The sequence below is a fragment of the Mammaliicoccus sp. K-M42 genome (assembly GCF_022386375.1).
GTDB classification, from domain to species: Bacteria; Bacillota; Bacilli; order Staphylococcales; family Staphylococcaceae; genus Mammaliicoccus; species Mammaliicoccus fleurettii.
Window position 1 is genome coordinate 95,439 of the sequence record NZ_JAJNIS010000001.1, and the last position, 23,743, is coordinate 119,181.

Here is a 23,743-nt window from a genome sequence, read left to right on the forward strand (position 1 = left end):
TAAAACATTGGGAGTTAATAAACATGAGAAAAACAATAATAGCAATCATGGCAAGTTCAGTTGTATTATCAGCGTGTGGTAATGATAAAGTTCAACAACTAGAAGAAAAGAAATCAACATTAAAAAGCGATAATAGAAAACATAAACAAGAAGTTCTAGATTTAGAAGATAAAAACAAAACATATAAACAAAAAGAATCGAGTATAGAAAGCTCAATAAAACAAACTAAAAAACAATCTACCAAACAATTTACAACTCAATATTTAAAATCATCAACTCGTTTTGTGAATGAAACTAAGACAAATATCTCGAGTTACAACAAAATCAAAAAAGATGTAACAACTAAGTTTAATGATGAAGATACAAAAAGTGAACTTGATAACATATATAATGATCAAAAGACTATTACAAATAAATATAAAGACGAAATGAAAGGGAAATCTATCCCGGAAGATTATAAAGATTTGCATAAAAGTATGCTAAAATTATCCAATGGAATCGAAAAAGTATTTAAAGATTTAAATGAAGCTTATAATAAGAAAGATAAAAAAGCAGTAGAAAAATCAATCAATCAGTTAAATAATTTAGACAAAGAAATAGGACAAATTAAGTGAGTACAAAGTTGATTTGTGCTATATTTAATAGACTAACAAATTAAGGTGAGATTCTATGAAAAATGTTTTATTTTATTTAATTATTGCAGTGGCACTATTCGGGTTAATTATGAACCTTGATTTCTTTATAATGGGATTTATTAGAATGATTATTTCACTCATAATATTTGGGTTAATCATTTATTTGATTTACTATTTCTTCTTCTTAACACCAGATCAAAGAAAATATAAGAAAGCTATGCGTAAACAAAAGCGTAGAAATAGATAAAAAAAGAGACCTCTGTGGTCTCTTTTCAGAGTGTCGACAAAGTCTTAGACTTTGCCGGCATTTTTTTATGCGCATGCTTTCCGCGGGCATGTTCTCAGCCTGTAGTCTTCGAATCATGCTTTTCCCGCAGGAGTCAGCGCAAAAAAATGCCAAATATTAACAAATTATTTTATAATATAGATGAAATTTAATTTAGGAGTTGATTCTATGTTAAATAAATGTACGGAAAACAAAACCTATATTAGAGAAATCCGTAGACATGTTTGGCAAGATGATTTAGACATAATCGAAGATTTAAGATTTATAGATACAATTAAAAAAGCATATAAATTAAGAAGTCAAACAGTAGAAAGACGATTTGGCGATGCAAAAGAACAGCCTAGTTTAAACGCAGTTTAAGCTTAAATTTAATAAAACATACTTATTAAAACAAAAAACAAACTGAAAGAGACCTCTGTGGTCTCTTTTTTTACTATTCGACTAATGCGCAATGTAAGAATATGAATATTAATATGTCCTTTATTTTCTATACGTCCATTCTTCTGATTTATATTTTTCTTCTAATTGTTTAATCTCTGTTAGTTGTTCATCCGTAAAGTTCAAAGGCTTATATTCTATATCTAACCCTTTTTTAAATCCATCATGAAATGCTTGTTCCATTTCTTCAATAGTAATATGTCTGTCAGCTAAATCATTTATGGCCACTGCTTTATCCACGAATGCTGCTTTCATTTTATCTTTCAATCTATCATTTCTATATATGAACATATCAAATAATTCGTCTACATCTATATCTTGTAAAATAGATCCATGTTGTAAAATAACACCCTTTTGTCTCGTTTGAGCACTCCCTGCTATTTTTCTACCCTCTACTACAAGTTCATACCAACTTGGTGCATCAAAACAAACTGAACTCCGAGGTGTCTTTAATTTATCTCTTGCTTCTTTTGTCTTAGGAATAGAAAAATAAGCATCAAAGCCTAATGATTTAAATCCTTCTAATAATCCTTCTGATATTACTCTATATGCTTCTGTAACTGTTTTAGGCATATTTGGATGCGATTCTGGAACGATAACACTATATGTCAGTTCTTTGTCGTGTAAGACGCCTCTACCACCTGTTGCACGTCTAACAAGTCCATAACCTTTTTCTTTAACTTTCTCAATATCTATTTCTTTAGTTAGTTTTTGAAAATACCCTATAGATAATGTTGCAGGGTTCCATGTATAAAACCTGATTACAGGGTCTATTTCTCCTCTGCTTACGAAGTTCATGAGTGCTTCATCTACTGCCATATTATAGTATGGATCATTTGATTTTGTGTTTATAAAGTGCCAAGTTTCTTTCACAATTAAAAACTCCTATTCAATTAATTCTATATACTTGTCTATTTTAGCAAAAAAATTTTGATAAATCTCACAAGAAATCTTATAATAGTAGTATCGACTTGAATTGGGAGGAATTAGACCATGAATTATTGGTACATCGCGCTCATAGTCCTAGTCTTGATTATCATTTATATGGCAATTAACTATTCATTGAATAAGCGCGCAGTTAAAGAATTAGATCAAAATGAGTTTCACAAGGGTTTAAGGAAGGCACAAGTTATCGACTTACGTGAAAAGGCTGATTTTGAATATGGTCATATCATCGGGGCAAGAAACATACCAATGAGTGTCTTTCGTACAAGATACCAAGGGTTACGTAAAGACCAACCTATTTATTTTTGTGATGCAAATGGTGTAGCAAGTTCCAGAGCTGCAAGAATGATGAAGAAAAAAGGTTATACAGACTTGTACATGCTTAAAGGCGGATATAAAAAATGGACTGGGAAAGTTAAGTCTAAATAATAAAAAAGGATGAATTCTAATTGAATTCATCCTTTTTTATTAATTTTTTTCTTCTTTTAGCAACTCAAATTTTAAAACAGGTTTTCTAGCTGCTTGTGTTTCATCTAAACGTCCTATAACAGTAGTATGTGGTGCATCTAAGACTGTTTCTGGATTCTCTTCCGCTTCTTTTGCAATTTGTATTAAAGTATCACAAAAAGCATCTAAAGTTTCTTTTGATTCAGTTTCTGTTGGTTCTATCATCATACATTCTTCCACATTTATTGGGAAGTAGATTGTAGGTGGATGGAAATTGAAATCTAATAGTCGTTTTGCAATATCCAATGTTCTTACACCAAGTTTTTTCTGTCTAGAACCACTTATTACAAATTCATGTTTACAATGTTGCGTATATGGCGTATCGAAATGATCTTGTAATCTTCTCAACATGTAATTCGCATTTAGAACTGCTGTTTCAGAAACAGCTTTTAATCCATCTGGCCCCATCGTTCTAATGTAAGTGTAGGCTCTTAAGTAAATGCCAAAATTACCGAAGAATGGCTTAACTCGACCAATAGAATTTGGCATATCATGTTCGAATTTGTAAGAATCATTTTCTTTCACAACTGTTGGTTTAGGTAAATATGGTATTAAATCTGATTTAACGCCAACAGGTCCAGATCCAGGTCCACCGCCACCATGTGGTCCAGTAAACGTTTTGTGTAAGTTTAAATGTACTGCATCAAACCCCATGTCTCCTGGTCTTACTTTACTCATTATGGCATTTAGATTTGCACCATCATAATATAGTTTACCACCAGCTTGATGGACGATTTCTCTAATTTCTACAATATCTTCTTCAAATAAACCTAATGTATTTGGATTTGTTAACATAATTGCAGCAGTGTCATCACCTACTACTCGTTTTAAATCTTCTATATCTACTAACCCTTTTTCATTTGATTTAACTGTAACAGTATCAAATCCTGCTACTTTAGCTGATGCTGGATTCGTACCATGTGCAGAATCTGGAACGATTACTTTAGTTCTATTAAAATCATTATTTGCTTCGTGAAATGCTTTAATCATTAATAGCGCAGTCCATTCACCATGAGCTCCGGCTGCAGGTTGTAATGTTACTTCATCCATTCCAGTAATTTCTTTTAAATGTTCTTGTAAGTCGTATATTATTTCTAGTGATCCTTGTACTGTTGATACATCTTGTAATGGATGTGCATTAGCAAATCCAGACATTCTTGCTACTTTTTCATTTATTTTAGGGTTGTATTTCATAGTACATGAACCTAAAGGATAGAAACCTGTATCTACACCATGATTTTTATTCGACAATTCTGTATAGTGTCGCATTAAATCTAATTCACTAACCTCTGGCAACTCGGCTTTTTGTTTTCTAGTAAATTTATCTCCTAGTATTTCTTGAACATTTTGTGTTTCAACTTCTTTTTCTGGTAATGAATATGCAAATCTATCTTTTCTAGATCTTTCAAAAATTAATTCACTTGATGGTTTACGCACTATATTCACCTACTTTTTGGATAAATGTATCAATATCATCTTTAGTTCTTAGTTCAGTTACGGCAATTAGCATGTGATTTTTAAAGTCGTCATTCATAAATCCTAAATCAAAACCACCTATTATACCTTCTTCTAATAAATCTTTATTGATGTCACTAATAGATTTATTAAATTTAACAACAAATTCATTAAATGAAATACTTTCTAGTACTTCAAAGCCTGCTTCTTGCATTTTACGTTTCATATACGTCGTATTTTCCATATTTAGTTTTGCCATTTCATATACACCATTTTTACCTAATGCACTCATGCATACAGATGCAGCCAATGCATTCAATGCTTGGTTAGAACAAATATTTGAAGTAGCTTTATCTCTTCTTATATGTTGTTCACGAGCTTGTAGTGTTAACACAAAGCCTCTATTACCATCTTCATCTTGTGTTTGACCAACTAAACGACCTGGTAGTTTTCGCATTAATTTCTTAGTAGATGCAAAATAACCACAATGTGGGCCACCGTATTGGGCTGGAATACCGAATACTTGAGCATCCCCAACGACGATATCTGCTCCAAATTCTCCAGGAGGTGTAATTAAACCTAGAGCTAATGGATTACTAGAAACGATAAACAATGCCTTCTTATCTTCAATCAATTGTTTAATTGCTTCTAAATCTTCTAATGAACCAAAGAAGTTCGGATATTGAACACAAACAGCTGCAGTATCATCATCGATAACTTCTTTTAATTTATCCAAATCAGTTACTGTGCCGTCTAAGTCAACTTCGACAACTTCAATATCTTGGGCTTTAGTATATGTTTTAAGCACTTCTATAGACTGGTAATGTACTGACTTAGATACAATTACTTTTTTCTTTTTTGTGTGTCCTGCAGCAAGTACTGCAGCTTCAGCAAAAGCAGTACCTCCATCATACATTGACGAATTTGCTACATCCATTCCTGTTAATTCACATATTAATGTTTGGAATTCAAATATAGCTTGTAATTCACCTTGAGAAATTTCAGGTTGATATGGTGTATATGCAGTATAAAATTCAGAACGAGAGATGACATGATCTACTACAGTCGGTATATAGTGATCATAAACACCTGCTCCTAAAAATGATGCATGTGTTTCACTCGTAATATTCTTATTAGCAATTTGTGATAATTCTCTTAATAATGTAGTTTCTGGTTTTTTCTCTTTAATATTCAGTGTTTTATTAAATCTTACAGATTCAGGTATATCAGTAAACAATTCATCTACAGATTTAATACCTATGAAATCTAACATTTCTGATTTATCTTTTTCAGTTAAAGGTATATAGCGGTGACCCATTTTATTCACTCCTATGATTTAAATGATGATTTTTTTACAATTTTAGCTTTTACTTGTCTTTTTCTTACTTGAATTAAAATGTCTTTACCTAGTTCAAACGCTTCTTTCTTGATTAATCCCATTGCTATTGCTTTTCCAGTTGATGGCGATTGAGTGCCTGATGTGACATATCCAATTTCATTACTATCAGCATCTAAAATTTTATAATCCGTTCTAGGTATGCCTTTATCAATCATTTCAATACCAATTGATTTTCTTTCTGCACCATTTTCTTTCTGGTCTTTAAGTACAGACTTACCAATAAAATCTGCCTCAATTAACGGTTTGACTGCAAATCCAATACCTGCTTCATAAGGTGTGATTTGTTCAGATAAGTCTTGACCATGTAGCGGTAGAGCAGCTTCTAATCTTAGTGTATCGCGAGCGCCTAAACCACAAGGCACGACGCCTTCACTTATGAAACCATCCCAAATTTCTTTAGTGTCTTCAGATTGACAATATACTTCAAAACCATCTTCACCTGTATAACCTGATTGTGACAAAATAACTTCTTTACCAAATAAACTAACTTTTTGTTGAAACTCAAACATTTTCATTTCACTTACATTTACATCTACTAATTTTTGAACTAAATCGCGAGCTTCTGGTCCTTGAATAGCTAATTGACCATATTCTGAAGATTTATTTTCAATGTTTACATTAAATCCTTCAATTTTTTGTAACCATTCAAAATCTATATCAGTATTACCAGCATTAACAACTAAGAAATAAACTGATTCATCCAATTTATATATAACTAAATCATCAACAACCCCACCTTTTTCGTTACAAAGTGTTGTATATTGTGCTTTCGTTTCATTTAAAATTGAAGAATCGTTTGTTAAAGCATATTGAACAAATTGATCTGCTTCTTCACCAGTAACAATAATTTCACCCATATGGCTAACATCAAAGATGCCAACTTTTGTTCTTACAGCATTATGTTCCTCTTTAATACTTGAAAATTGAACTGGTAATGCCCAACCAGAAAAATCAATAACTTTAGCACCTTGATCGATATATGTTTGATATAAAGGTGTTTTCTTTAATTCTGTAGTCATCATACCTCTCCCCTTCTAAATATGTATAATAAAAAAACAGGGTAGCTTTCGCTACCCTGTTGAAGTACTCTTCAGGAATGCGTCACAAAGTTATCCTTTTGCCTGAGAGATTCACTCAAAAATGGTTTGCTCCTTCGGCGATGAATATAACATTCACTCTCTCTAACTTTGATCATTCGCAATTATATATGCTTATAAAGATTCAATAATCTCACTTGCAACTACTTCTTCAGGTCTGCTTGCATCAATATGTTTGTATGCGATTTCATTATAACTTAATTCTCGTTTTGAATACAAGGTTTTTAATTCATTTAAAGATTTACCTCTTGCATTCGGTCTATTATTATCATGATTAATTCTATTAAATAGTATTTCAATATCACATTTTAACCAGAATGTATTCAAATTATCTTTCAAAATATCTTTCGAAAGTTCAGATTCTATAATACCACCACCAGTTGAAATAATAACATCTTTACCAATCCATTTTTGCAAAGCTTTATATTCTAAATCTCTAAAATATGCTTCACCAAAATTTTCAAATATTTGTGGAATTGGTAATTGTGTAATTTCAACGATATAAGTATCTATATCTACTAAAGGCCTGTCATAATGTTCACTTAACAATTTACCTATCGTTGTTTTGCCAACACCCATAAAACCAACTAACACTATCGACATTAAATCTACTCCTTAGTTGTTACATTTCAACTTAAACTTTATTCTATCTCATTATTCAGAAAATAAAAAGTCTAATATTATTTATTATTTAAAATTATTTTTATTTCTCGTTGATAGTACTGCTCTAAATTATGATAAATATTTAATTTATAACTATATTGAACTAAATAAAATGATAGAAAAGCTGAATAAATAAATAATATCCCTAGTACAAAAGGCAGAATAAATCCTTCATTTTTAAATATAAATTTCTTCATGAACTTTTTTGTCACCCTTCCTAATCAGTAAATCTAATTTGAGGGTATTTTGATGTAATTGCTGTATATTCAATCTTTCAACATTATTTAGTAATGTAATATTACCTTTACCGTTTATACTTTTAAAAATTTTTGAATTTAATAAAGTGTATTCTGTTGAGTTTTTATTGCGAATACATTTTATCCTCGTGTTTGAATAATCGATGATAACCTTACAATCTTTAATTTCTTCAGATAAATCTTTTCTAAACATGATTAATTCGTAATTAGTATGGTCGATAGCATTATCTTTTAAAGTATAAATACTTTTAATTAATATAGGTATAAGCGCGAGTATAATTAATAAAAATGATAAAGACAGCAACATCTCGATCATAGTAAACCCTTTATTATTTTTTAACACAAACTTTTTCATTTTTCATTTCATCTTCCAAGCAAATTTGATTTTTTAAATTTAAATATTTATATCGATTTACATCATATTTAAAATCATCGCTGGGAGATTGAATCGTTTGATATAACAACTGATATAGTTTTATTTTATTATGTTCTTTTTCAATATTTTTATTTAAAGAAGTCACTAATGGTAATAAAGTTCCACTCAATAACATGATAATAAATATCGAAAGCATAAAATCTATAAAAACATACCCGTTATTATTCTTCAACAATTCTATATCTCCCTTTCTCAATCCGAAATATAATTTTATATTTTTTGTTGTTAAAAATGATTTTCAAAGTACCAAACTGATTGATATTTCCTTCACCATCATATACTAACGTAGTAAACTTATTATCTTTTGAAATATTTCCTTTATATAAAGTAAGTGTCTGAATTTGATTTCTTTCTATTTGATAATAAATTTTCTCTGAATTAGGTTTAAACCAAACTAAAATCGGCTTTTTTGTAGCAATAGATTTTGTTTCTAAATACTCTAACTTTGTTTCTAAATCATATATTCCATTTGTTAAATCAACTTTATCGATTGCATTAATTGATAAGAACATTGTTAACATCATAATCATGCTTAAAATTGAAATTACAAATATCATTTCAATTAAAGTAAATCCTTTATTGCACATTAATTAGCAACTACTTCGCCATTTTGCAAAGTTATTCTTTCGCCTGATTTACAAGTAAGCTGTTTATCATTGATATAACCATCACTTACTAAATCATTTACAGAATTCGGTTTAGCATCATGCTTTAACGTATAAGCTTCAACTTGTCCAGCTACCATCTTTACTTGAGCTTGACAACCAGTACTTTTAACTGTTTCCGATTGCTTACTAATGTTAGGAATGATGATAATCAACAAGATACTTATGATTAAAAGTACTATCAACATTTCCACTAATGTGAAGCCTTCTTTTTTACAAAATAATTTAAAACTTTTCATCTACTACACCCTTTCATTTTATTCCTTCTACCATCTGTAACATTGGTAAAATTATAATTAAATAAAGCGTTATAATTAGTAATGCTAAAATGCCAAATACAATTGGCTGAATCCATTTCAAATGTTTTATAAAAGTTTTTTCTAGTTTGTCTAACATAAATACACTGAAATAATGCAATTCCATATCTAACTTTGATTTGTTTTCTCCGTGTTTAATATAATGAATTAAATGCTCCTCGAAACATCCTAATTTTTTTATCGCATCCGGGAACGATTCACCTTTTTCCATAGATTTATTAATTGATAAGCCAATGTACTTTAAAAAGCTATCTTTTGTTTGCATCATGTATATTTCAATTATTTTATTAAGAGTTATTCCGTTTTGTATAAAAAATGAAAAGTCCCTAGATATTCTATATGAGTGATACATAGATATATATTTGTTTATTAAAGGTATTTTATTGGAGAATGAAATTCTTTTAGACACGTCTTTACTACTATAATTTAAGTAAATGATGAGGAGAATAAGTACTAAACTTAAAAACAATGTAAAAATAGTTGTGGGTAAATAAGAAAAAATTGTCGTTATTACTTTTAATGAAGTTGAAATTTCAACATTCATAGATTCGTATATTTCACTAAATTGAGGAATGATTGTCTGGTTTACTGCAGCTAATAACATGAAAAAAATGCAGAATAATAAAGTAGGATATTGAATTGTTTTTATAAATCTTTCTTTTACTTGCTCAATTTTTCTTAAATATAAAATGGAATGATCAACTGTTTCAATCAAGTTTCCATATTGTTCACCAAAATATATTTGACTTAAGATTACTTGAGGATAATTTAAAAATTTTAGAACTTCGTGTAATTGTCCAGTATCTTTGACTAGTCCAATTACTTTTATCTTTAATTCTTTTTTAGACAATTGAGGAAATTGATCATTCAACAATTGAATTGCTTCTAACAAGGTAAAACCTTGTTTCAACATGTCTGAAAGTCTTATTAGATATAATACTTTTTCTTTTTTTAAGACATTGCCTTTATTCATTAAAATCACACACCATATACTTAACAATGTCATCATTGAATAAATAAGTCATAACTCTACTGCGACTGGAGTCATTTTGTTTAACTAAGCGCTGATTTGCGATACATGATATACCTTGTTTAATTTGTTCAGTAGTAATACCTAATTCGATTAACCTGTGTATTGCGCCAATATTATTTTTAGCATGCATTGTTGAAAGTACTAAATGACCACTTAAACTTGCTTGAATAACTTGTTTAGCAGTTTCTTTATCTCTAATTTCACCAATCATAATGACATCAGGATCACACCTTAAAATGGCTTTGAATGACTGATTATAAGAGATATTTGCTTTTTCATTAACAGAAACTTGTACAATACCATCTAAAGTTTGTTCAACTGGATCTTCAATAGTGATAATATGTTTGTTTTTTACTTTTTTTAAATCATGCATTAATTCATACATCAATGTGGACTTTCCCGATCCAGTGGGACCAGTAAACAGAAATAATCCTTCAGCATTATATATTTCATTTCTAATTTTTTTAAAATCTAAATCATCCTTACTAAATCCTCTCTCACTAAAATATTGTGGCGTTATTCTAATAGCGCACGATTCAATACCTAAGCTAATTGGTATCGTGGATATTCTCAAATAATAACTTATCTCATGCTCATATAAATATTGTCCGCTTTGTGCTTTATTCCTTTCACTTACATCTAAATGAGAGATGAATTTCATATAAATTAATAATCTACTATACAACTTCGAATCCATCGATAAATCATAGTGATTATTATCGCCATTGATTCTCATTTGGATAATAACCTTATCAGCAATTACTGGGATAAAGTGTATATCACTAGCTTCTAATTTCACTGCGTCATTAATAATTGATTTGAATAATTTCTCCATAATCTCCTCCTCATATATATAAACGCTTTCAATTTCGCTGATTACTTCTATGATAGTTTTTAATTTGCTAAAAATGCTATTTACTTTTGTATAGAGTAACTTTATAATTAAATGTGAATAAGAAAGTAAACACAGAGGGGGTTCTTAAGAAGATGGATAAAGTTTATAAAACTCTAGGCTTCTGGACTGCTATATTTGCTACAATGTTTTATGTCGGAGGAATGGACATGATGGCGTATTTCTTTGTAGCTCAGACAGGATTTTTCGTATTATTGGGATACTTAAAATTAACAGAAAGAATGTATATGTATATATTCGCTATTTATTTAGTATTATGTTTTGTTGGATTTACATATTATTCAACATTCTTATTAGAGCCAGGCTTCGGTCATCATTAAAAAAAGCATTACACATTATGTGTAATGCTTTTTTATTTAACTAAACCCATTTAAATATGGATTTGTCATTTCTTCTTCAGAAATAGTTGATTCGGGACCATGTCCTGGAAAAATTGTAGTATTAGGATCTAATTCTAATAATTTATCTTCAATTGATTTAATTAAAGTTTCAGTATCACCTTTATATAAATCCGTTCTACCTATTCCACCTTTAAATAAAGTATCCCCAACAATTGCAAAATCTCCAAAAACGAATGACAAGCTACCTGGTGAATGCCCTGGTGTATGTAGAGCTTCAAACTCAAACTCTCCTATTTTGTGAGTTCCTTCATCCATAACTAAAGGTACTGTATGTTGTACAACTTGAGATAATTGATATGCTGCGAATTTTTTAGATCCATTTTTCACTGTATCTGTTAACCATGATTTTTCTTCTTTATGAACATATACATCGACGTCATATTTTTTAACGACATCATCAATGCCACCTATATGGTCAAAATGAGCATGTGTAAGTAGAATACCACTTAACTTTTTATTGAATTTCTCTATGCGTTTGTTTATAAATTGTCCATTATCACCCGGATCAATTACTAGCAGTTCCTTATCTCCTTCGATAATATAACAGTTAGTTTCAACTATTCCTAAAGAATAACTATGTACTTTCATTGCATTTCCTCCTCTTTTTTTAAAAAGTACCTCGACAAAATCACATATTAATTATACAATTAATATGATAATAAAAGAAAACGTATTGGGGGTATTGGAATGCCATTTATCGACACAGGGGAACTATTTGAGTTGTTTGGAATAAAAATCCATATCGGCGTTAATATTTTCTCTTTATTAATGCTTGCCGTTTTTATTCTTGCAATATTTGGTTTGATTTCAGCATTCAAAAACAAAAATATTTTGGGCATTCTTTTTGGTGCAATAACTGTAGTATCTTTTGGCTTTTTCTCATTAGCAACAATATTTACATACGGTTATCCAATTTTGCATCATTAAAGAAAAGACGAGTTTACACTCGTCTTTTTTTATTTGTTTAAATGTCTGTTAACTGATTCTAACTTTTCATTCATTTTTCTTGATTTGTCTCTTCGATCATCAATTCTTATGTTAGTACATACTCTATCCAAACCTTTATTAAATGGACTTTCATGAATTTCTTGAATTACTTCAAATAAATCTTTCAAGTCACCTTCGATTAAAGTGTTCATAGGTGTAAGTTGGAAATCAATTTTTCCAGATTGTTTATGTTTTTCTAAAATCAACTGGATATCTGCAATATATTCGCTTACACTCGGTCCTTCTGTTCCTACCGGTATTACAACAACATCAACGATTGCCATTATTGATTCTCCTTTTCTAGTACATATGTCTTAATAAGGCCAGCTGCACCAATTATACCTGCATCATTGCCTAATTGTGCTACTTCAATGTGCGTATCTTCTTGAGCAGGTTTAAAAGTCATTTCTTCATAATGCTTTTTAATGAATTCGATAAGAATATCTCCAGCTTTACTAACGCCTCCACCAATTATAATATACTTTGGATTTGTCATAACACTAATTACGCTTGCTGCATAAGCTATGTAGCCACCCACTTTATCTATAATAAACAAACTGAATTCATCACCAGCTCTAGCAGCATCAAATACATCTTTAGCCGTTACGTTCTTGCTTGCGATTAATTCATGCAGTCTAGACTTCATATTAATATTTGGATAATAATGATGAACTAAATTTATAACTCCTGTTGCAGATGCAACTGTTTCCAAACAACCTTTTAATCCACAATTACATTGAAATCTTTTCTTTTGATCTACTAAAAAGTGACCGATCTCTGCTCCTGAACCATTATGTCCATGAATTAACTCACTATTGGATACAATTCCACCACCAACACCAGTTCCAAGTGTGATACATACGACATCACTTTCATTTCTTCCTGCACCTTTAAACTTCTCACCTAAAGTTGCTACATTCGCATCATTATCAACATAAACTGGGCCATCAAAATATTGTTGCATAAGTTTTCTTACTTCAATATTTCCTTTCCAATTTAAATTAACTGCACCATGTACAATACCATTGTCAAAATCGATAGGTCCTGGAACACCAAGACCCATACCGATTATATTTTCAATGTCTATATTTTTACGATTCATATGGACCATAAATGAATCGTAAATGTTTTCTAATATACCTTCTCCAGTTCTATTAGTAGAAATTTCCCATTTTTCTTCAATATTTAAAGAACGATCAAATATTCCTAATTTACATGTTGTTCCGCCTATATCTGCTGATAAAATATGTGTCATTTTTTCTCAATCCTTCTTTGGTTAATAATGAGTCTTGCTTGTAAAAATGTGTCTTTGTCAATTAGCATAGATTGATACATGGTTTTGATTTCTTGTTCCATCATTTCTAGTTGATCATCTTCATTTTTAAAATAAATGATATATCCAAACTTTTTTAACAATTGTTGTACATCATATAAGTTTTCCATATATTAACTCCTAAATGCAGTTATTTCTTTCTTTAAAGCTTTATAGCGTTTATTATCTTTATCAAGCTTCAATGATTGATTTATAAATTTACTGGCTTTATCATAATCGTCTTTAGCTCTATAACCTAACGCTAATTGATAATTTAACTGTCCAGATTTTGGAAAAACTTTTAAACCTTTTTCCCATTCTAATATTGCTTCATTTAATGAAGTTTTATTTGCAACAATCAATCCACTTAAAATATATGTTTCATCTGATTCAAAATCTTTTTCTTTTATTTGTTTTACCATTGTTTCAGCACTATCAAAATCACCGTTATTCATAGCATTTTTCGTTAATTCATCATATATATAATGCTGCTGTCTACTAAAAATAACTATGATTAGAATAATAATTAAAACTATAAACCCAATGATATAATATAATTTGAATTTATCATGTTCCATCCAACGATATATAATATACATTAGGATAGCACCACCTATAAATCCACCTAAATGTGCAAAATGGTTCACATTATTAATGAATAAGGCTAATAGTGAAATGATTGCAATGCCAATAAAAGTTTGCAATACAAATTGTTTATTTATATTTTTTCTAGTAAATAAGTAAACAATAAATGCACCAATCAAACCAAATATTGCACCACTCGCACCAATCGATATAGATTCTGTATCAATACTTAAAGATACTAATCCTGCAAATAGCCCAGATGCCATGTAAATCGTAAACATCTTGACCGATCCTAATGCACCTTCAATTAATTTACCAAATATAATAAGTGAAAATACATTCATTATAAGATGTGTAAAATTGGCATGTAAGAACATAGATGTTAATAATCTATACCATTCCCCATGTACAACATTAAAATGTACTAGACCACCATAATCTACTAAATTTATTTGCGCTACTTGATTAAATATTAATACTAAAGATAACCAAACAATCACATTAATTGCTACTAAAATATATGTAACTGGTGAGAATTTCAACATAAAACTATCAATAAAACTGGCATTAAGTAGCTTGTTTTTATAAGTTGTTACGGCCGATGTCTTTGAGCGTTTAATTTGCTGCTTAGTAATTAAATGCCCTGAAACTTTTTGAAAATCTTCCACATTACTTAAAGCGTAATACCGTATTTTTGGACGCTTATAATGATTAAACTCTGTGAAATCTATTACTTTATCCGTTACATAGTATATATCTAGTTGTTCAAAACTAAACCCTATACTTTCAATCAAATTGCTTAAATGATCCGTTGTTTTCTCAAAATCAAAATCAACTTCTTGATGTGTCGGGGTCTTATGTATAAATCTTTTAACGATTTTTTTAGATTCATGCGTTAACCAAATTTCTGATTCATCTTCATCAATCGATAAAATGTTAAACCCTTCTGTATATACTAAATAATAAATCGATTTCCATATTTGCTTTATTTTATCCATTTATTCTTCTCCATTTAAAACGTTTGGTAATATAATTTCTTCAACAGGTATATCATGTTCTTCATATTCAAAAGATTTAATTTGGAATGGATATACTAAGCTAAGCGTATCTCCACTATATTGAGATAAGAACTTATCATAATAACCACCACCATAACCAATTCTATAACCTTCATTATTAAATACTACACCAGGCACAATTATCAAATCAATATTGTCCTCTATTTCTGTTTCTTTATCTATAAATTTAATGCCTTTTTCGTCTATTGCAATTGACTCTAAATCTGTTAATCGCTGGAATTTCATCATTTTTGTGTTGTAATTTGTTGTAGGTACATAAACCTTTTTATTATCCTTCAATATTTTTTGGATAATCGGCAAAGTATCTACTTCATGATCCATGCTCATTACAATAGCTACAGATTTTGCATTTTGATATTTATAGTGCGCATATAATTGTTCATGTAAATTAAAATCATAATCGTCCTTCTGAGACTTTTGTTGATTTTTCATCAAACCTAATATTTCTTTTCTCAAATCTTTCTTCATCGTCATGAGTTTAACACTTCCCAATTATTATTTCATTTTTACCATTTTATACATTTAATGATAACACAAGAAATACTGTGAAAGGTAGTTGTAGGTCTCCTAAAAACGAATAAAAAACACATTACCAAAGCTGGCAATGTGTTCTTATTCGTTTTACTATTTTGTTTCTCTATGAAGAGTGTGTTTACCGTCACGAGCACAATATTTTTTCATTTCAATTCGCTCTGGGTTATTACGTTTATTCTTTTTAGAGATGTAGTTTCTTTCACCACAATCAGTACATGCTAAAGTTACATTTACGCGCATGATGAACCCTCCTATTCTTATTTCAATTAATATACGACCTTATTATAATACCATCTATGGTTATATAATTCCAGTATTATTTTTCAACGGCTTCATAGTGTTTGCCTGTAATATAATAATAACAGCTTTCACTAATATTTGTAATGTGATCACCAATTCTTTCTAAATATCTTGCAGCTAAGTGTGCTTGTGCAGAAATGAATGGGTCATTGTCTATTAAATAAGTCGTATTATTAATCTCTTTATACAAATCATCAATATCATCATCACGTTCAATGATTTCTTTAATTAATAATATATCTTTATTATTAACAGCAGTTTCTAGATCTCTTAGCATTAACATAGCCAATTTACCCATTGTTTTTAGTCTCATTAATATAAAATAATCAGTAATTTTAGCTCTTTTTCTAATTTGAGCTATATTAGTTGAGTTATCTGCCATTCTTTCTAGCTCTGAAGCAATTTTTAAAGCTGAAATCATTACACGTAAATCAGTGGCAATTGGTTGCTGTTTTGTAATTAACATAACGACTTTTTCATTTATATCATATTCCATTTGATTAATTTTTTTATCATATGCAATTAGATTTCTAGCATTATCTTTTTTCTCATCACTAAGAACGGAAATGGATTGCTCAATCATATTATAAACTTCTTTGCCAAGTTTAAACAAATCTTCAATAAGTAGGTTTAACTCGCCTTCGTATTTTTCTCTAATAACCATATTAACCAAATCTCCCAGAAATATAGTCTTCAGTTTTCTTATCACTTGGATTTGAGAAAATTTTATTCGTATCATCAAATTCATTTACATATCCATTTAAGAAAAATGCTGTCTTGTCTGAAATTCTAGCAGCTTGTTGCATATTATGTGTCACGATAATAATTGAGTATTTTGATTTTAAGTCTTGAACAAGTTCTTCAACTTTTAATGTAGAAATAGGATCTAATGCAGATGTTGGTTCATCCATTAAAATTACATCTGGCTCTATTGCTAAACATCTAGCGATACAAATTCTTTGTTGTTGTCCACCAGATAGTCCATACGCATTTTTATCAAGTCTATCTTTACATTCATCCCATATAGCTGCACCTTTTAAAGAACGTTCAACAATTTCGTCTAATACTTTTTTATCCGTAATTCCATGAATTCTTGGTCCATAAGTTATATTGTCGTAAATAGACTTAGGAAATGGATTTGGTTTTTGGAATACCATACCTACATTCGTTCTTAATTCTTCAACACTATATTTTTTATCAAAAATATTTTTATCTCTATAAATGATTTCACCAGATGTTTTAACACTTGGAATTAACTCGATCATTCTATTTAATGTTTTAATATAAGTTGATTTACCACAACCTGATGGACCAATTATCGCTGTTACTTCGTTTTCAGTGATATCAAGATTAATATTTTTTAATGCGTGAAAATCACCATACCATAAGTCTAGGTTATTCGTTTTATATACAATATTTTTATCTTCAACCGCTATTTCTTTATTCTTTGTCATTTCATTTGAAGATATATTTTGAGATAAATCCCTAATTTTTACGTCTGTCATTTTAATGACCCCTCTTCATTTTGATTTTATAGTTTTCTTTGATATTTATTTCTAATGTAAATTGCAACTGAGTTCATAAGAATTAATATTACGAGTAGAACAATAATTGCTGCTGATGATACAAATTGGAATTCGGCTTGTGGCAATTTAGCCCAATTGTATATCTGCATCGGCAATGCTTGGAATGATTCAAAAATACTATTTGGCGTTTTCATTAATATTGCAGGTATACCTATTACAACCAATGGTGCTGTTTCACCAAGAGCTCTTGATAACGCAAGGATTGTTCCTGTCAATATACCTGGTATAGACGCAGGTAATACAATATTTTTAATCGTTTGCCATTTAGTACTTCCTAGACCTAATGATGCTTCTCTAATCGAAGAAGGAACTGATTTAATCGCTTCTTGACTAGCTACAATTATTATAGGAAGAATCATTAATGACATTGTTAAAGCAGCTGCAATAACTGTTTTGCCTAATGATAAATTCTCAATCCCTGCTCCACGAACAAATATCGTTAATCCTAATAAACCAAATACAACTGATGGTACACCGGCTAGATTCGATATATTTACTCTAATAAATTTCGTAAACCAATTTTCTTTTGCATATTCAACCATATAAATCGCTGTACCTACACCTAAAATAATTGATATTGGTGCAATCGTCATCATTAGCCAAAGTGTTCCTAATAATGCACCTTTAATACCAGCTCGTTCAGGTGAAGTAGAAGAAAAGTTAGTGAAGAAATCAGTACTTAGATAAGGAATCCCTTTTTTAAATATGTCAAAAAGCAGTATAGCTAATACGATTAATCCAATTAAGGTACATACAAAAAATATCGATTTGATTACTTTATTTTTCAATAATCTCGTTGGTAATTTTTTTTGAACAACGGTTTGATCAACTAAATTCACTTCTGACATATTAATACTCCTCTCTAAAGCGCTTAGTAATCCACTGAGAAATAATATTCATGATGAAAGTGAATATAAACAATGTGAAACCAACCGCATAAATACTATAATAAATATCCGAACCATATGTTGCGTCACCAGTAGCAACTTGAACGATAAACCCTGTCATCGTTTGTATTGAACCAATTAAGCTAAAGCTTGAATCTGGTGTACTACCAGCTGCTAATGATACTATCATCGTCTCTCCAATTGCTCTTGAGATTGCCAATACAATAGAAGCAATAATCCCTGATAAAGCTGCTGGAAATACAATTTTTGTAGCTAGTTCAAATTTTGTTGCACCTAAGCCAAGTGCACCCTCTTTAATCGATTCCGGCACTGAACTCATAGCATCTTCACTCATACTTGTAATCATTGGTATAATCATGACCCCCACAACTAAACCAGGACTAATTGAGTTAAAGCTACCTAAATCAGGGAAAATTCCTCGTAATATTGGTGTAACAAATGTTAAAGCAAAGAAACCATACACAATTGTAGGAATACCTGCCAGTATTTCTAAAACTGGTTTAATCAATCTTCTTGATCTGTCTGAAGCATACTCACTTAAATAAAGTGCTGCTCCTAATCCAACTGGTACTGCAAATATAGTAGCAACTGCAGTTACTTTTAAAGTACCTAATATAAGAGCGTATATTCCATATTTAGGATCAGAAGAAAATGGTGCCCAATCCTTAGTAAATAAAAATTCAAATGGATTTACTCTTGTGAAAAATGTTACCGTTTCAGTAACTAGTGTAAACAATATCCCGATTGTTGTAAGTACAGAAACTGAAGCTATTAGTAATAAAACAATTGGAACAGCTTTGTCAGCAAAAACTTTCCCTTTGTTATTATTATTTCGTTTTATAAGTTCCTGTACTGAACTTTGTTCTTTCATAAAAATAACTCCTTCATTTTGAAAAAGGGCGACAATTAAGCGCCCTTTGTATTGATTTATTAATGATTATTTTTTAAACTTTTCTAATGTTTCTTTGTCTTTTTTGTATTCTTCATCTTTCAATGGAACGTATCCTGCATCTTTAGCAGCATCAGCTGAGTTATCAATAACATATTCCATGAATCCGTAGAATGCATCGTTATCTTCTAATGATTTATTCTTCGCATATACGAATAGTGGTCTACTTAATGGGTAAGAACCGTCATTAACAGATTCATCAGTAGGTTCTACTGCTTTACCTTCATCACCTTTAATTTTTACTGCTTTAAGTGAATCTTTATTTTCTTGATAGAAGTTGTATCCAAAGAAACCGATAGAATCTTTGTTATCTTGTACAGATTTAACAATTACGTTTGTATCAGCATTTTTCTCTGATTGAAGATCTTTTTCATCTAATACTTCTTCACTAAAGAAGTCGTATGTCCCGTGTGATTGGTCAGGAGAAAAGGCTTTAATTTTTTTATCAGGGAATTTTGAATTAACATCTTTCCAAGTTTTAGCTTTCCCGCTATAAATTTTTGCAAGTTCGTCCATGCTTAGTTCTTCTACAAAGTCATTATCTTTATTAACCGCTACAGTTAAACCATCTTGAGCAACTTTAAACTCAGTATAATCAATTTTTTCTTTTTTTAGTTTTTCTTTTTCTTCATCTTTAATATCTCTAGATGCATTTGAGAAATCTGTCTCACCCGCGATAAATTTCTCAAATCCTCCACCTGTTCCTGATACACCGATTGAAACTGAAACATCAGGTTGCTCAGCAGAAAAATCTTCATTTATTTTTTCCATTACTGGTGCAACAGTAGATGAACCGTCACCTTTAACTTCACCACTTAATTTTTTATCATCTGAAGATTTAGTATCCCCTGAATCAGATTTTTCAGCTGCTCCACCACAAGCTCCTAATAGAAGTGCAGAACTCAAAGCTGTTGTTGACCCAATTAATTGCCACTTTTTCATGTTAAATCCTCCTAATTAATAACGCCTTAATCTTTATTACACCTTTACTTTACATTTTCTTTATTAAGTACAAATAAATTGAATGTAAATTTTGTGTTAACATTTTATGTAAACGTTTTAATTTAACGCAAAAAAACTGAGACAATTACATTGTCTCAGCGTTATCATTATATCTGTTATTATTTTTTATCTTTAAAATAGTAATTTATAATATCTTTACCTAAATCTCCACCTGGTAACCATGGTTCTGGTACTGGTTGATTTGTGTATGTTATTGAGAATGATAGTTCTGGATTTTTTGCTGGAGCATAACCAACATAAGTAGAATTTACTTTTGGTTTTCCATCTTTAAACACTTCAGCTGTACCTGTTTTACCTGCAGATCTTACAACAGTATCATTAAAACTAGAATATCCAGTTCCTTCTTCTTCATTAAATGCCATATCAAAACCTTTTTGTACTTGTTTGATTTCTTTATCACTATTATTTACTTTGTTCATCACTTCACCTTTAAATGACTTTTTAATAGGTCCAAGTGAATCTTCATTTGTAGAATTTCTTATTTCTTTAGCTAAGTGTGGTTTTAACCTATATCCATCATTAGCAATTGTTGCTGCATATTGGGACAGTTGTATTGGTGTATAAGTATCAAATTGTCCAATAGCTAAATCAATATAGTTACCTGGGTTATCTTTAATAGGTTCTATTTGACCTGCTGACTCGTTTGGTAAATCAATACCTGTTTTTACACCTAATCCTACTTGATTAAGTCCTTTACGTAATTTTATTCCAGCTTGTTCAACATCTGTCGGTAAGGACATACCGTTTCTATACGGTGAATCTGCTAGTAAAAGTGCTGTTTTATACATGAATACGTTTGAAGAATGCATTAATGCTTCAGCATCAGTTATTGTCTTTTTACCGTCTTGGTTGAAATAAGAACGTTTAGTTAATCCACCATTGAATTTCAACGGTTCATCGACCATTTTATCTCCAACATCTAAAACGCCATTTTGGTAACCCGTAAGTAATGTTGCACCTTTCACTGATGAACCTACCGTATATTGACTAGTAAAGTTACCGATATGATTATCTGTAATTTCTCCGTTTTCATCAATATCTCGACCCGCCATCGCTAAGACGTCTCCATTTCTTGGATCTTGTACAACTACCATAACTCTATCCATATCTTTTGCGCCTTCACTACGCAATGACTCAATATGCTTATCTACATATTCTTCTACTTTTTTCTGTAATTCAATATCTATAGTTAATACTAAATCATTACCTCTGGATCCTTCTGATATTACTTCTGAACTTGTAATCTTTCCAGATTTATCTGTAACGTATTTCATTTTTTTCTTAGAACCCTTTAATATATCTTCGTATTGATATTCTAAATATGATTTACCTACTCTATCATTTCTAGAATAACCTTTAGCTAAATAATCATCAACAAGCTCTTTCGGTAATCCTTCTTCTTTACTAGATACATTACCAAATAATGTTCTTAAAGTTTCTCCATATGGATATCGTCTTTCCCAATCCATAGTTGTATTAACTCCTGGTAGTTCTGATAAGTGTTGTGATACAGCTGCATATTCATCATTTTTCACACCTTCATTTTTTATAACTACAGGGCTAAGTTGAGAGCCTCCGTTCATTTCTCTAAAGATTGCCAGAATTTGCAAATCTTCTTTTGATAGAGTATTTGTATATTTAGAAGTAACTTTGTTGTATAGTGCTTCATCATATTCTTCCTGGCTAATATTGCCATCTGAGAATAAAGCTTGTTCATCTTTCATTAACTTTTGAACTTCATCTTGATTTCTTAAAATCCAAAAGTCTTGTTTATCTCTATCCGTTATATTTGATGTGTCCATCTTCATTAAATGGGATAGTTTTTCAGCGATTTCTAAAATATCATCCTGACTTGTTCTTCTATCTCTCGTATATGTAATTGCTTTTTTAGATTCGTTATCTACTAAAACTTTGCCATTTCTATCATAGATACGTCCTCTAGGTACGGATTCATTAACAGTGATTGATTCCGTACTATCAATTGTCCTTTTGTATTCTCCGCCTTTAACAATTTGCAAGTAACCTAAACGCATTATGAGTACAGAAAACAATATGACTACAACTGCTAATATAAGACTTACTCGTTTGTTCATTAAAAGGCGAAATGCTTCTTCTTTAGATTTCTTTTTTACTCGTTTCAACAACTAAACCTACCTTTGTAACTCTATATTAATAATTTCATCATATATGATTATGACGTACATTGCTATTGATAAAGTTAAAATTTTATAAAAAAAGCCGAGACAATAAAATTGTCCCGGCCCCTATTAGATAGTCGAATTATTTTGCTGCTTGATATAATTCGTTAACTTTATCCCAATTAACAACATTCCAGAATGCATTAATGTAGTCTGGACGTCTATTTTGATAGTTTAAGTAGTAAGCATGTTCCCAAACATCTAAACCTAAAACTGGAAGTTTACCTTCTGAAATAGGATTGTCTTGGTTTGGAGTTGAAACGATTGCTAATTCACCGTTATCTACAACTAACCATGCCCAACCTGAACCGAAACGGCCAGCTGCAGCAGCTGCAAATTCTTCTTTGAATTTGTCTAATGAACCGAATGTAGAACTAATTGCGTCAACAACTTCTCCTGAAGGTTCAGAAGCATTTGGAGTTAATAGTTCCCAGAATAATGAGTGATTATAATGTCCGCCACCATTGTTTTGAACTGCAGTACGAATATCGTCTGGAACTGAATTTAAATTCTTAACGATGTCTTCGATAGATTTACTTTCTAAATCTGTACCTTTAACTGCATCATTTAGTTTTGTTACATAAGTGTTATGGTGTTTCGTATGGTGAATCTCCATAGTTTCTTTGTCGATGTGTGGTTCTAATGCATCATATGCATATGGTAATTTTGGTAATTCAAAAGCCATAAAAAATCATCCTCCTCATTTGTTTTACATACTTATCTTATCAAGATTAAAGTTTTATAACAAACAATTTGTTTATATAATATTTAAAAAATTTTGTTTTCTAACTTATCATGTTGCAACTCTTGTTTTTTATCATTATTATTGAGTCAA

Annotated in this window: 31 protein-coding genes and 1 riboswitch; of the genes, 6 read left to right on the forward strand and 25 right to left on the reverse strand. The window is 30.4% G+C overall.

Annotated elements, in window-relative coordinates; translation table 11 throughout:
- Nucleotides 1-23: 23 nt before the first annotated feature.
- The 3 genes from LQ668_RS00480 (at nucleotide 24) to LQ668_RS00490 (ending at nucleotide 1,281) form a co-directional block, all read left to right on the forward strand.
- Nucleotides 24-614: a hypothetical protein gene (locus LQ668_RS00480; RefSeq protein WP_078356571.1), complete on the forward strand. Its 591-nt coding sequence runs from the start codon at nucleotides 24-26 to the stop codon at nucleotides 612-614.
- 55 nt (nucleotides 615-669) lie between these two features.
- Nucleotides 670-882: an SA1362 family protein gene (locus tag LQ668_RS00485; protein ID WP_078356570.1), complete on the forward strand. Its 213-nt coding sequence runs from the start codon at nucleotides 670-672 to the stop codon at nucleotides 880-882.
- A 207-nt stretch (nucleotides 883-1,089) separates the two neighbouring features.
- Nucleotides 1,090-1,281: a hypothetical protein gene (locus LQ668_RS00490; protein WP_182476993.1), complete on the forward strand. Its 192-nt coding sequence runs from the start codon at nucleotides 1,090-1,092 to the stop codon at nucleotides 1,279-1,281.
- Nucleotides 1,282-1,401: 120 nt separating this feature from the next.
- Here the strand turns inward: LQ668_RS00490 and LQ668_RS00495 are convergent, their stop codons facing one another.
- Nucleotides 1,402-2,232, reverse strand: coding sequence for a lipoate--protein ligase family protein (locus LQ668_RS00495; RefSeq protein WP_078356568.1), 831 nt, complete (start codon nucleotides 2,230-2,232; stop codon nucleotides 1,402-1,404).
- Nucleotides 2,233-2,352: 120 nt separating this feature from the next.
- Here LQ668_RS00495 and LQ668_RS00500 point away from each other — a divergent pair, with 120 nt between their 5' ends.
- Nucleotides 2,353-2,733 carry a rhodanese-like domain-containing protein gene (locus LQ668_RS00500; RefSeq protein ID WP_078356567.1) on the forward strand — a complete coding sequence of 127 codons (381 nt, stop codon included), beginning with the start codon at nucleotides 2,353-2,355 and terminating at the stop codon, nucleotides 2,731-2,733.
- A gap of 39 nt (nucleotides 2,734-2,772) precedes the next feature.
- On the opposite strand, the gene gcvPB is transcribed toward LQ668_RS00500, so the two are convergent.
- From gcvPB to comGA, 10 genes are all read right to left on the reverse strand, one after another.
- Nucleotides 2,773-4,248, reverse strand: a complete 1,476-nt coding sequence (gene gcvPB, locus LQ668_RS00505; protein WP_078356566.1) for an aminomethyl-transferring glycine dehydrogenase subunit GcvPB — start codon at nucleotides 4,246-4,248, stop codon at nucleotides 2,773-2,775.
- Entirely contained in the window at nucleotides 4,241-5,584 is a 1,344-nt protein-coding gene (gcvPA, locus tag LQ668_RS00510) for an aminomethyl-transferring glycine dehydrogenase subunit GcvPA (protein ID WP_078356565.1), read from the reverse strand. The genes gcvPB and gcvPA overlap by 8 nt, the downstream gene beginning before the upstream one ends.
- 11 nt (nucleotides 5,585-5,595) lie before the next feature.
- Nucleotides 5,596-6,684 (reverse strand): glycine cleavage system aminomethyltransferase GcvT, encoded by a 1,089-nt coding sequence (gcvT, locus tag LQ668_RS00515; RefSeq protein ID WP_107510165.1) that lies wholly within the window; start codon nucleotides 6,682-6,684, stop codon nucleotides 5,596-5,598.
- 80 nt (nucleotides 6,685-6,764) lie between these two features.
- A riboswitch (glycine riboswitch) is annotated at nucleotides 6,765-6,860 on the reverse strand.
- A gap of 16 nt (nucleotides 6,861-6,876) precedes the next feature.
- Nucleotides 6,877-7,365, reverse strand: coding sequence for a shikimate kinase (locus tag LQ668_RS00520; RefSeq protein ID WP_078356563.1), 489 nt, complete (start codon nucleotides 7,363-7,365; stop codon nucleotides 6,877-6,879).
- A 237-nt stretch (nucleotides 7,366-7,602) separates the two neighbouring features.
- Nucleotides 7,603-8,037: a competence type IV pilus minor pilin ComGF gene (gene comGF, locus LQ668_RS00525; RefSeq protein ID WP_115337398.1), complete on the reverse strand. Its 435-nt coding sequence runs from the start codon at nucleotides 8,035-8,037 to the stop codon at nucleotides 7,603-7,605.
- Complete coding sequence (gene comGE / locus LQ668_RS00530) at nucleotides 8,012-8,290, reverse strand: competence type IV pilus minor pilin ComGE (protein WP_237687667.1); 279 nt, start codon at nucleotides 8,288-8,290, stop codon at nucleotides 8,012-8,014. The genes comGF and comGE overlap by 26 nt, the downstream gene beginning before the upstream one ends.
- Nucleotides 8,280-8,705 (reverse strand): competence type IV pilus minor pilin ComGD, encoded by a 426-nt coding sequence (gene comGD, locus LQ668_RS00535; RefSeq protein WP_078356559.1) that lies wholly within the window; start codon nucleotides 8,703-8,705, stop codon nucleotides 8,280-8,282. The genes comGE and comGD overlap by 11 nt, the downstream gene beginning before the upstream one ends.
- Nucleotides 8,705-9,022 carry a competence type IV pilus major pilin ComGC gene (comGC, locus tag LQ668_RS00540; protein WP_107509991.1) on the reverse strand — a complete coding sequence of 106 codons (318 nt, stop codon included), beginning with the start codon at nucleotides 9,020-9,022 and terminating at the stop codon, nucleotides 8,705-8,707. The genes comGD and comGC overlap by 1 nt, the downstream gene beginning before the upstream one ends.
- Nucleotides 9,023-9,035: 13 nt before the next feature.
- Nucleotides 9,036-10,073 carry a competence type IV pilus assembly protein ComGB gene (gene comGB / locus LQ668_RS00545; RefSeq protein WP_203153302.1) on the reverse strand — a complete coding sequence of 346 codons (1,038 nt, stop codon included), beginning with the start codon at nucleotides 10,071-10,073 and terminating at the stop codon, nucleotides 9,036-9,038.
- Nucleotides 10,066-10,968, reverse strand: coding sequence for a competence type IV pilus ATPase ComGA (gene comGA / locus LQ668_RS00550; RefSeq protein ID WP_107509993.1), 903 nt, complete (start codon nucleotides 10,966-10,968; stop codon nucleotides 10,066-10,068). The genes comGB and comGA overlap by 8 nt, the downstream gene beginning before the upstream one ends.
- A gap of 152 nt (nucleotides 10,969-11,120) precedes the next feature.
- Here comGA and LQ668_RS00555 point away from each other — a divergent pair, with 152 nt between their 5' ends.
- Nucleotides 11,121-11,366 (forward strand): DUF2626 family protein, encoded by a 246-nt coding sequence (locus LQ668_RS00555; RefSeq protein ID WP_078356555.1) that lies wholly within the window; start codon nucleotides 11,121-11,123, stop codon nucleotides 11,364-11,366.
- 36 nt (nucleotides 11,367-11,402) lie between these two features.
- Here LQ668_RS00555 and LQ668_RS00560 read toward each other — a convergent pair whose 3' ends face one another.
- On the reverse strand, nucleotides 11,403-12,035 hold the full coding sequence (locus LQ668_RS00560) for an MBL fold metallo-hydrolase (protein WP_119634504.1): 633 nt from the start codon (nucleotides 12,033-12,035) through the stop codon (nucleotides 11,403-11,405).
- A 99-nt stretch (nucleotides 12,036-12,134) separates the two neighbouring features.
- Here LQ668_RS00560 and LQ668_RS00565 point away from each other — a divergent pair, with 99 nt between their 5' ends.
- Nucleotides 12,135-12,374 carry a DUF2759 domain-containing protein gene (locus LQ668_RS00565; protein WP_078356553.1) on the forward strand — a complete coding sequence of 80 codons (240 nt, stop codon included), beginning with the start codon at nucleotides 12,135-12,137 and terminating at the stop codon, nucleotides 12,372-12,374.
- A 29-nt stretch (nucleotides 12,375-12,403) separates the two neighbouring features.
- On the opposite strand, the gene LQ668_RS00570 is transcribed toward LQ668_RS00565, so the two are convergent.
- The 13 genes from LQ668_RS00570 to LQ668_RS00630 form a co-directional block, all read right to left on the reverse strand.
- Nucleotides 12,404-12,718, reverse strand: a complete 315-nt coding sequence (locus LQ668_RS00570; RefSeq protein WP_078356552.1) for an MTH1187 family thiamine-binding protein — start codon at nucleotides 12,716-12,718, stop codon at nucleotides 12,404-12,406.
- Complete coding sequence (locus tag LQ668_RS00575) at nucleotides 12,718-13,689, reverse strand: ROK family glucokinase (protein ID WP_107509995.1); 972 nt, start codon at nucleotides 13,687-13,689, stop codon at nucleotides 12,718-12,720. Before LQ668_RS00575 ends, LQ668_RS00570 begins: the two co-directional genes overlap by 1 nt.
- Nucleotides 13,686-13,877, reverse strand: a complete 192-nt coding sequence (locus LQ668_RS00580) for a YqgQ family protein (RefSeq protein WP_078356550.1) — start codon at nucleotides 13,875-13,877, stop codon at nucleotides 13,686-13,688. Before LQ668_RS00580 ends, LQ668_RS00575 begins: the two co-directional genes overlap by 4 nt.
- A 3-nt stretch (nucleotides 13,878-13,880) precedes the next feature.
- Nucleotides 13,881-15,329, reverse strand: coding sequence for a rhomboid family intramembrane serine protease (locus LQ668_RS00585; protein WP_107509996.1), 1,449 nt, complete (start codon nucleotides 15,327-15,329; stop codon nucleotides 13,881-13,883).
- Nucleotides 15,330-15,884 (reverse strand): 5-formyltetrahydrofolate cyclo-ligase, encoded by a 555-nt coding sequence (locus LQ668_RS00590; RefSeq protein WP_078356548.1) that lies wholly within the window; start codon nucleotides 15,882-15,884, stop codon nucleotides 15,330-15,332.
- A 150-nt stretch (nucleotides 15,885-16,034) separates the two neighbouring features.
- Nucleotides 16,035-16,184 (reverse strand): 50S ribosomal protein L33, encoded by a 150-nt coding sequence (gene rpmG / locus LQ668_RS00595; protein ID WP_016911879.1) that lies wholly within the window; start codon nucleotides 16,182-16,184, stop codon nucleotides 16,035-16,037.
- Between the two features lie 76 nt (nucleotides 16,185-16,260).
- Nucleotides 16,261-16,908, reverse strand: a complete 648-nt coding sequence (gene phoU / locus LQ668_RS00600) for a phosphate signaling complex protein PhoU (protein WP_078356547.1) — start codon at nucleotides 16,906-16,908, stop codon at nucleotides 16,261-16,263.
- 1 nt (nucleotide 16,909) lies between these two features.
- Nucleotides 16,910-17,698: a phosphate ABC transporter ATP-binding protein PstB gene (gene pstB / locus LQ668_RS00605; RefSeq protein ID WP_237687674.1), complete on the reverse strand. Its 789-nt coding sequence runs from the start codon at nucleotides 17,696-17,698 to the stop codon at nucleotides 16,910-16,912.
- A gap of 77 nt (nucleotides 17,699-17,775) precedes the next feature.
- Nucleotides 17,776-18,678: a phosphate ABC transporter permease PstA gene (gene pstA / locus LQ668_RS00610; protein WP_078356545.1), complete on the reverse strand. Its 903-nt coding sequence runs from the start codon at nucleotides 18,676-18,678 to the stop codon at nucleotides 17,776-17,778.
- 1 nt (nucleotide 18,679) lies between these two features.
- On the reverse strand, nucleotides 18,680-19,609 hold the full coding sequence (gene pstC, locus LQ668_RS00615; protein ID WP_107509997.1) for a phosphate ABC transporter permease subunit PstC: 930 nt from the start codon (nucleotides 19,607-19,609) through the stop codon (nucleotides 18,680-18,682).
- 66 nt (nucleotides 19,610-19,675) lie between these two features.
- On the reverse strand, nucleotides 19,676-20,629 hold the full coding sequence (locus LQ668_RS00620) for a PstS family phosphate ABC transporter substrate-binding protein (protein ID WP_078356543.1): 954 nt from the start codon (nucleotides 20,627-20,629) through the stop codon (nucleotides 19,676-19,678).
- A 179-nt stretch (nucleotides 20,630-20,808) separates the two neighbouring features.
- Nucleotides 20,809-22,854 carry a peptidoglycan D,D-transpeptidase FtsI family protein gene (locus tag LQ668_RS00625; protein ID WP_107509998.1) on the reverse strand — a complete coding sequence of 682 codons (2,046 nt, stop codon included), beginning with the start codon at nucleotides 22,852-22,854 and terminating at the stop codon, nucleotides 20,809-20,811.
- Nucleotides 22,855-22,990: 136 nt separating this feature from the next.
- Complete coding sequence (locus tag LQ668_RS00630) at nucleotides 22,991-23,593, reverse strand: superoxide dismutase (RefSeq protein ID WP_078356541.1); 603 nt, start codon at nucleotides 23,591-23,593, stop codon at nucleotides 22,991-22,993.
- Between the last annotated feature and the right edge of the window lie 150 nt (nucleotides 23,594-23,743).

Bases quoted from the DNA above. Each gene is read 5' to 3' on its own strand.
- LQ668_RS00480 (WP_078356571.1), top strand. From the start codon at position 24: ATGAGAAAAACAATAATAGCAATCATGGCAAGTTCAGTTGTATTATCA.
- LQ668_RS00485 (WP_078356570.1), top strand. From the start codon at position 670: ATGAAAAATGTTTTATTTTATTTAATTATTGCAGTGGCACTATTCGGG.
- LQ668_RS00490 (WP_182476993.1), top strand. From the start codon at position 1,090: ATGTTAAATAAATGTACGGAAAACAAAACCTATATTAGAGAAATCCGT.
- LQ668_RS00500 (WP_078356567.1), top strand. From the start codon at position 2,353: ATGAATTATTGGTACATCGCGCTCATAGTCCTAGTCTTGATTATCATT.
- gcvPA (WP_078356565.1), bottom strand. From the start codon at position 5,584: ATGGGTCACCGCTATATACCTTTAACTGAAAAAGATAAATCAGAAATG.
- gcvT (WP_107510165.1), bottom strand. From the start codon at position 6,684: ATGACTACAGAATTAAAGAAAACACCTTTATATCAAACATATATCGAT.
- LQ668_RS00520 (WP_078356563.1), bottom strand. From the start codon at position 7,365: ATGTCGATAGTGTTAGTTGGTTTTATGGGTGTTGGCAAAACAACGATA.
- comGF (WP_115337398.1), bottom strand. From the start codon at position 8,037: ATGAAAAAGTTTGTGTTAAAAAATAATAAAGGGTTTACTATGATCGAG.
- comGD (WP_078356559.1), bottom strand. From the start codon at position 8,705: ATGTGCAATAAAGGATTTACTTTAATTGAAATGATATTTGTAATTTCA.
- comGC (WP_107509991.1), bottom strand. From the start codon at position 9,022: ATGAAAAGTTTTAAATTATTTTGTAAAAAAGAAGGCTTCACATTAGTG.
- comGB (WP_203153302.1), bottom strand. From the start codon at position 10,073: ATGAATAAAGGCAATGTCTTAAAAAAAGAAAAAGTATTATATCTAATA.
- comGA (WP_107509993.1), bottom strand. From the start codon at position 10,968: ATGGAGAAATTATTCAAATCAATTATTAATGACGCAGTGAAATTAGAA.
- LQ668_RS00555 (WP_078356555.1), top strand. From the start codon at position 11,121: ATGGATAAAGTTTATAAAACTCTAGGCTTCTGGACTGCTATATTTGCT.
- LQ668_RS00560 (WP_119634504.1), bottom strand. From the start codon at position 12,035: ATGAAAGTACATAGTTATTCTTTAGGAATAGTTGAAACTAACTGTTAT.
- LQ668_RS00565 (WP_078356553.1), top strand. From the start codon at position 12,135: ATGCCATTTATCGACACAGGGGAACTATTTGAGTTGTTTGGAATAAAA.
- LQ668_RS00570 (WP_078356552.1), bottom strand. From the start codon at position 12,718: ATGGCAATCGTTGATGTTGTTGTAATACCGGTAGGAACAGAAGGACCG.
- LQ668_RS00575 (WP_107509995.1), bottom strand. From the start codon at position 13,689: ATGACACATATTTTATCAGCAGATATAGGCGGAACAACATGTAAATTA.
- LQ668_RS00580 (WP_078356550.1), bottom strand. From the start codon at position 13,877: ATGGAAAACTTATATGATGTACAACAATTGTTAAAAAAGTTTGGATAT.
- LQ668_RS00585 (WP_107509996.1), bottom strand. From the start codon at position 15,329: ATGGATAAAATAAAGCAAATATGGAAATCGATTTATTATTTAGTATAT.
- LQ668_RS00590 (WP_078356548.1), bottom strand. From the start codon at position 15,884: ATGACGATGAAGAAAGATTTGAGAAAAGAAATATTAGGTTTGATGAAA.
- rpmG (WP_016911879.1), bottom strand. From the start codon at position 16,184: ATGCGCGTAAATGTAACTTTAGCATGTACTGATTGTGGTGAAAGAAAC.
- phoU (WP_078356547.1), bottom strand. From the start codon at position 16,908: ATGGTTATTAGAGAAAAATACGAAGGCGAGTTAAACCTACTTATTGAA.
- pstB (WP_237687674.1), bottom strand. From the start codon at position 17,698: ATGACAAAGAATAAAGAAATAGCGGTTGAAGATAAAAATATTGTATAT.
- pstA (WP_078356545.1), bottom strand. From the start codon at position 18,678: ATGTCAGAAGTGAATTTAGTTGATCAAACCGTTGTTCAAAAAAAATTA.
- pstC (WP_107509997.1), bottom strand. From the start codon at position 19,609: ATGAAAGAACAAAGTTCAGTACAGGAACTTATAAAACGAAATAATAAT.
- LQ668_RS00620 (WP_078356543.1), bottom strand. From the start codon at position 20,629: ATGAAAAAGTGGCAATTAATTGGGTCAACAACAGCTTTGAGTTCTGCA.
- LQ668_RS00630 (WP_078356541.1), bottom strand. From the start codon at position 23,593: ATGGCTTTTGAATTACCAAAATTACCATATGCATATGATGCATTAGAA.